General features: G+C 75.4%; 5 protein-coding genes. 2 read left to right on the forward strand and 3 right to left on the reverse strand.

Going from position 1 to position 6,513, the window contains the following annotated elements; translation table 11 throughout:
- Together ABD308_RS01120 and ABD308_RS01125 are read right to left on the reverse strand one after the other, a co-directional pair.
- Positions 1–179 (reverse strand): HutD family protein (locus ABD308_RS01120; protein ID WP_344323995.1); only part of this gene is annotated, 179 nt, incomplete at its 3' end.
- On the reverse strand, positions 176–1,441 hold the full coding sequence (locus tag ABD308_RS01125; RefSeq protein WP_344323849.1) for an MFS transporter: 1,266 nt from the start codon (positions 1,439–1,441) through the stop codon (positions 176–178). The genes ABD308_RS01125 and ABD308_RS01120, both read right to left, overlap by 4 nt.
- A 116-nt stretch (positions 1,442–1,557) precedes the next feature.
- On the opposite strand from ABD308_RS01125, the gene ABD308_RS01130 reads away from it, so the two are divergent.
- Both ABD308_RS01130 and ABD308_RS01135 read left to right on the forward strand, forming a co-directional pair.
- Positions 1,558–2,748 carry an ROK family protein gene (locus ABD308_RS01130; protein ID WP_344324007.1) on the forward strand — a complete coding sequence of 397 codons (1,191 nt, stop codon included), beginning with the start codon at positions 1,558–1,560 and terminating at the stop codon, positions 2,746–2,748.
- 103 nt (positions 2,749–2,851) lie between these two features.
- Positions 2,852–3,964, forward strand: a complete 1,113-nt coding sequence (locus tag ABD308_RS01135; protein ID WP_425554667.1) for a PLP-dependent cysteine synthase family protein — start codon at positions 2,852–2,854, stop codon at positions 3,962–3,964.
- A gap of 29 nt (positions 3,965–3,993) precedes the next feature.
- On the opposite strand, the gene ABD308_RS01140 is transcribed toward ABD308_RS01135, so the two are convergent.
- Positions 3,994–6,408: a right-handed parallel beta-helix repeat-containing protein gene (locus tag ABD308_RS01140; RefSeq protein WP_344323874.1), complete on the reverse strand. Its 2,415-nt coding sequence runs from the start codon at positions 6,406–6,408 to the stop codon at positions 3,994–3,996.
- Positions 6,409–6,513 lie beyond the last annotated feature (105 nt).

Genomic DNA, 6,513 nt, shown 5'->3' on the forward strand with positions numbered 1-6,513 from the left:
GCGGAGAACGGCCCGGCGGAGGCGACGTCGGCGAGGCTGACCCGCCACCGGAAGTCGTCCAGTCCGGAGCCCACGGGGTGGCCGGCGACCTCCCTGGTCACCCCGCCTCCGTTGCGCCACGCCGTGGCCGGCCGCTCGGCGGCGCGCAGGAACCGGACCGGAGCGGTGCTGTTCGTCATGGCGTGATCCTCGCACGCGGCCGGGCGGCCAGCGGGAGGACCGCGGCGGCGGTCGCGGTCGCGGCGACGGTGGTCAGGGCGATCGGCAGGCTCGTCGCGTCGGCGAGGAAGCCGATCACCGGCGGGCCGATCAGCATGCCGGCGTAGCCGAGCGTGGAGGCGAGGGCGACGCCCTTCGGGCCGCCGACGGCGCCGGCCTGGGCGATCGCGAGCGGGAAGATGTTGGCCAGTCCGAGCCCGACCAGGACGAACCCGGCCAGCGCCAGTGGCACCAGCGGCGCGAGCGCGGCCAGCAGCATCCCGGCCGCCGCGGTGAGGCCGCCGAGGAGCATCACCCGGTGCTGGCCGAGGCGCGTCGAGAGCCAGGTGCCGCCGATCCGGCCGGTGGTCATGGCGAGCGCGTAGGCGGCGTAGCCGGCGGCGGCCACCCGGGCGCCGGCGTGGACGTCGTCGGTGAGGTGCAGGGTGGTCCAGTCGGCGACGGCGCCTTCGCCGTACGCGGTGCAGAGCGCGGTGAGGCCGAGCAGGAGGACCAGCGTCCGGCCGGCGGACGGCGCGGTGCGGGTGCCGGAGGCGCTGGCGGCGGCGGTGGCGACCGGTCGGGCGCCCGGGCTGCGGAGCAGCGCGACGCCCGCCACCGCGGAGACCACCAGCCCGGCGAGTCCGGCCAGCGTGAGCCACTGGGTGGCCGTGAGGGGGCCGGCGAGCAGGCCGCCGACGCCCGCGCCGAGCAGCCCGCCCAGGCTGTACCCGGCGTGGAAGCTGGGCATGACCGGGCGTCCGAGTTCGCCGACGATCTCGACGGCGGCACTGTTCATGGCGACGTTGGCCCCGCCGTAGCCGGCGCCGAAGAGCAGCAGGACGGCGCCGAGGGCCGCCACCGAGTGGGTGTGCGCGGGCAGGGGGACGGAGAGCGCGAGCAGGGCGAGCGAGGCGACGGTGACCGGCCGGGAGCCGTAGCGCAGGCAGAGCCTGCCGATCAGCGGCATGGTGGCGACGGCGCCCGCCGAGACGCAGAGCAGGGCGAGTCCGAGGGCGCTGTGCGAGGCGTTGACCTGGCTGCGGACGTCCGGGATGCGGACGACCCAGGCGGCGAACAGCAGGCCGTCGACGGCGAAGAAGGCGGTGAGGGCGAGCCGGGCGGCGCCCCAGGAGGCGGGGGTGGGCGCGGACGGGGTGGGGGATTTCGCGGGGGTGCTGCGAGACTGGGGGGACGGCCGGTGGGTAGGGCCATGGGGACTGATTTTGTTTCGGGGCGGCACAAAGTAACAATAGGTCCGTGCAGCTCTCACCTTCAAGCCCGAAGCCCGGGACCGGGGCCGACCACGACGCGCAGCGCGACGCCCACCGCCGCGCGGCCCCCGACCGGGGGCGGACGCTGCTCGGCCCCGCACTGCAGCTGATCCACACCGGTCAGGCCCCGACCCGCTCGGCGCTCACCCGCGCGCTCGACGTCACCCGGGCCACCGCCGGCGCCGTCACCGCCGAACTGGAGGCGCTCGGCCTGATCACGGTCGACTCCCGCCCGGCCGGCGGCGGCCGCGGGCGCCCCTCACACCGGCTCGCCATCGACCCGGGCGGCCCGGTGGTGGTCGCCGGGCAGATCCACGCCGACGGCCTGAGCGTCACCCTGGCCGGCCTCGGCGGGCTGCTCGACCCGCCGGTGCACCTTCCGCTGCCCGCCGCCACCGACCCGGTGCGGATGCTGCGCGCCGTCGCCCAGGCGGGCGCCGAACTCGCCCGGGGCACCGAGCGGCGCTGCCTCGGCGCGGCGCTCGCGCTGCCCAACCCGGTCACCGAGCCGGACGGCACCGCGCTCGCCGCGCTGCACTTCGCCTGGCCCAGCGGCACGCCCGTCGCCGACCTGTACGACGTGGAGGTGGGGCGCGCCGACCACGGCCCGCGCGCGTTCGACCCGCTGCCGACCGCGATCGCCAACGACGCCAACCTGGCCGCCCTCGCCGAGTACCGGCACGGCGCCGGCCGTGGCGCGCGGCACCTGCTGCTCGTCACCTCCGGCCACCGCGGCGTCGGTGGCGCGCTGGTCATCGACGGGCGGCTGCACACCGGCAGCGCCGGGCTGGCGCTGGAGGTCGGCCATCTGACCGTGGACCCGCAGGGCCGGCCCTGCGGGTGCGGCAACCGGGGCTGCCTCAACTCGGAGACCGACCCGGACGCGCTGTTCGCCGCCGCCGGGCTGACGCCGGACCCGGGCCGGCCGCTGCTCGACCAGGCCGGCGAGCTCTGCCGGGCCGCCGCCACCGACGAGCGGGCCCGGGCGGCCGTGGAGCACGTGATCGACCGGCTCGGCCTCGGGCTGGCCGGGGTCGCCAACATCCTCAACCCGGACCGGGTCGTGCTCAGCGGGCTGCACCTGGACCTGCTGGAGGCCGCGCCGGAGCGGCTGCGCGCGGTCGTCGCCGAGCGCAGCCTGTGGGGGCGCAGCGGCCGGGTGCCGATCGTCGGCGCCGAGCTGCGGCACAGCGCGCTGGCCGGGGCGGCCGAACTGGGCTGGCTGCCGTACCTGGCGGACCCGCAGTCGGTGACCGCCGGACAGGCGGTCCGATAAGCGGAGCCTGGAGCCTCGGATAATGTTACTTATCGTGACACCCATACACTCGTAGTGAGCGAACGGAGGGGGGCTTCCAGGGGACTCGTACGAGGAGAGTGGCATGGGCATGGGGACCGAACCGACCGTTGACGTCGACCGTTCCGACCCGGAGTACCGGCGCTGGCTCAAGGAGGCGGTCCGCAAGGTCCAGGCGGACGCCAACCGCTCCGCCGACACCCACCTGCTGCGCTTCCCGCTCCCGGCGGACTGGGGCATCGACCTCTACCTCAAGGACGAGTCCACCCACCCGACCGGCTCGCTCAAGCACCGGCTGGCCCGCTCGCTGTTCCTCTACGGGCTCTGCAACGGCTGGATCCGCCCCGGCAAGCCGGTGATCGAGGCGTCCAGCGGCTCCACCGCCGTCTCCGAGGCGTACTTCGCGCAGCTCGTCGGGGTGCCGTTCATCGCGGTGATGGCCAAGTCCACCAGCCAGGCCAAGATCGACCTGATCGAGTTCCACGGCGGCGAGTGCCACCTCGTGGACCGGCCGGACGAGGTGTACGAGGCCTCGGCCCGGCTCGCCGAGGAGACCGGCGGCCACTATATGGACCAGTTCACCTACGCCGAGCGGGCCACCGACTGGCGGGGCAACAACAACATCGCCGAGTCGGTCTTCGCCCAGCTGCGCCTGGAGCCGCACCCCGAGCCGGCCTGGATCGTGGCCACCGCCGGCACCGGCGGCACCTCGGCGACCATCGCCCGGTACGTCCACTACATGCAGTACGACACCCGGATCTGCGTCGCCGACCCGGAGAACTCCTGTTTCTTCGACGGCTGGGTGCACGACGACCCGGACGCGGTGTGCGAGCAGGGCTCGCGCATCGAGGGGATCGGGCGGCCCCGGATGGAGCCGAGCTTCGTGCCCGGGGCGATCGACCGGATGATGAAGGTCCCGGACGCCGCCTCGATCGCGGCGGTGCGGATCCTGGACCAGGTGCTCGGCCGGAAGGCGGGCGCGTCCACCGGGACCGGGCTGTGGAGCGCGCTGCGGATCGTCGCGCAGATGCGGGCGGCGGGGGAGCGCGGCAGCGTGGTCACCCTGATCTGCGACCCGGGTGACCGCTACCTCGACAAGTACTACTCGGACGACTGGCTGGCCGGCGAGCGGATCGACATCGCGCCCTACCTGACCGGCCTGGAGTCCTTCCTGTCCGGCGACGCCTGGACCGGCTGACCGGCGGGGCCCTGCGGCAGGCGGGGGCCCTACGGCAGGCGGGGGGACGGGAGGTCGGCGGGGACGAGGAGCTGGAGGTCCTCGGTGGAGGCGTCGGGGAGCTGGGCGATCCGCATGGCGTGGCGTTCGACCATGGTCTCGAAGACCTGGCGCGCGGTGCGGCCGTTGCCGAAGTTGGGGCCGCGCTCGATGCCGGCGAAGTGGTCGAGCAGGGCGCGCTCGGTGGCGTCGGCGAGCGCGTACTCGTGTTCGGCGCACTGGGCGCGGGCGATCTCCAGCAGTTCCTCGGCCGAGTAGTCGGGGAAGGTGATGGTGCGCGAGAACCGCGACGAGACACCGGGGTTGGCGGAGAGGAAGCGCTCCATCTCGGCGGTGTAGCCGGCCACGATGACCACCACCTCGTCCCGGTGGTCCTCCATCAGCTTCACCAGCGTGTCGATCGCCTCCCGCCCGAAGTCGCGGGCCCCGTCCTCCGGTGCCAGCGCGTACGCCTCGTCGATGAACAGGACGCCGCCGCGCGCCCGGTCGAAGGCGGCGGCGGTGCGGATCGCGGTGGAGCCGATGTGCTCGCCGACCAGGTCCACCCGGGCCACCTCGACCAGGTGGCCGCGCTGCAGCACCCCGAGCGAGGCGAGGATCTCGCCGTACAGCCGCGCCACCGTGGTCTTGCCGGTGCCGGGGGCGCCGGTGAAGACCAGGTGGCGGCGGAGCGAGGGCGCCTTGAGCCCGGCCTGCCGGCGCCGCCGGCCGACCGAGATGAGGTCGATCAGCGTCCGCACCTCCTGCTTGACGGTGGCCAGGCCCACCAGCCCGTCGAGTTCGGCCAGCGCCTCGTCGGCGGGCCGGCAGTCCGGGATCGGCCCGATCGCGGCCGTGGCGGGCACGGTGGGTGCGGAGGACGCCAGGGGGGCGGCGGTGGCCGCGAGTTGGGTGCGCGGGGCGGGGATGTCGGCGGACCCGGCGGTCGCGGCCGGCACGTCGTCCGAGGTGCAGCCCTCCACCACCGGTCCGGGCTCGGAGAACTCGAAGCCGGCCCGCTCGTTCTGCTCGGCCCGGCACCGGGTGAGCACGGTCCGGCAGCCGTCGATGATGTGGAAGCCGAAGCCCTTGCCGTGCGAGACCCGGCAGTCCTCGAAGGTGCCCCGGCCCTGGGCGGAGACGTAGACGCCCGCGTCCGAACCGGCCCGGACGGTGCAGTCCCGCAGCACCGGGTCGGCGCCCTTGGTGACGATCACGCCGGTCGCCACGTCGGAGATCTCGCAGCCGGTCAGCACGCCTCCGCTGCCGTGGTCGCGGAACCACAGCCCGGTGCCCGCCTCCTGCACCCGGCAGCCGGTCAGCGTCACCGTCGCGCCGCCGCTGACCGACACCGCCGAACTGCGGATCCGGCTGAACGAGCAGCCCTCGGCGACGGCCGCGGAGTCGCGGTCCAGCACGAACAGTGCGTCCGGCAGGTCGTGCAGCGCGCAGTCGGTGAGCGTGAGCCGGGCGCCGTCGCTCACCCAGAGCGCCGGGTACTCGCCGTTCGAGCCGTGGATCTGGCAGGACTCGGCGCTCGCCTCGGTGCCCTGGTCCCAGACCGAGAGCGCCCCGCGCCCGAAGTCCCGCACGGTGGAGTGGGCGAGGCTGAGCCGGGCGCGGCCGCGCAGGTCGGCGGCGTTCTCCGGCACGTCGTGCACCCGGCAGCCGGTGAGCACCAGTTCGGCCTCGCCGTCCAGGGTGAGCCCGTTGCCGGTGACCCGGTGGATGTCGCAGTCGACCAGCCGCCCGCCCGCCTGCGCCTCGGCCTGCACCCCGCTGCCGCGGATCTCGTAGATCTCGCAGCCGGTCAGCTCGGCCGCGCTGCCCGGGTCGGAGAGCAGCACGCCCGCGCCGACGGCGTGGTGCACCCGGCAGCGCTCCAGCGCGGCGGTCGCGCCGCCGAGCACCGCCAGCCCGGCCTGGCCGGCGGCGGCGACCTCGCAGTCCTCGAAGGCGGCGGCGGTGCCCGCGCCGCGCAGCCGCAGCCCGAGGCCGTCCGGGTTGGCGACCACGCAGCCCTTCAGGGTGGGCCGGGCGCCGTCGGTCACCTCGACCCCGGCGGCCGAGCGGGTCTCCACCCGGCAGCCGGTGAACGAGGGCGTCGCGTCCTCCCCGGTGACCAGGACGGCCGGGGCGGACCGGTCGCTGCCCTCGATCACCAGGTCGCGGACGGTCGCCGGGGCGGTGACGGTGAGCGGCACCCCGCCCGGCGGATCGATCCGCACGCTGCCGGGGCCCTGGGCGGCGACGACCGTCACCGCCTTGTCCACGACCACGTTCTCCCGGAAGGTGCCCGGCCGCACGGTCACCGTGTCGCCCGGCTCCGCGGCGGCCAGGGCCTCCGCGAGCGTGTCGTACTCGCCGGCGCGGCGCCGCCAGCGGGATGCGCTGTCCTGGGTGACCCGGACCCTGTGCTCAGCCATGACGGTCTGTCGTCCCCACCTTCATCGAGCCGGCGATCTGCGGACCGGACGCACGCGGACGCGGCGCGCGCCCGGTCGCGGCGCACCGGGGTGCGCGGGTCGTCC

It is taken from the genome of Kitasatospora putterlickiae, assembly GCF_039527695.1.
Taxonomy (GTDB): Bacteria; Actinomycetota; Actinomycetes; order Streptomycetales; family Streptomycetaceae; genus Kitasatospora; species Kitasatospora putterlickiae.

Bases quoted from the DNA above. Each gene is read 5' to 3' on its own strand.
- ABD308_RS01135 (WP_425554667.1), top strand. From the start codon at position 2,852: ATGGGCATGGGGACCGAACCGACCGTTGACGTCGACCGTTCCGACCCG.
- ABD308_RS01140 (WP_344323874.1), bottom strand. From the start codon at position 6,408: ATGGCTGAGCACAGGGTCCGGGTCACCCAGGACAGCGCATCCCGCTGG.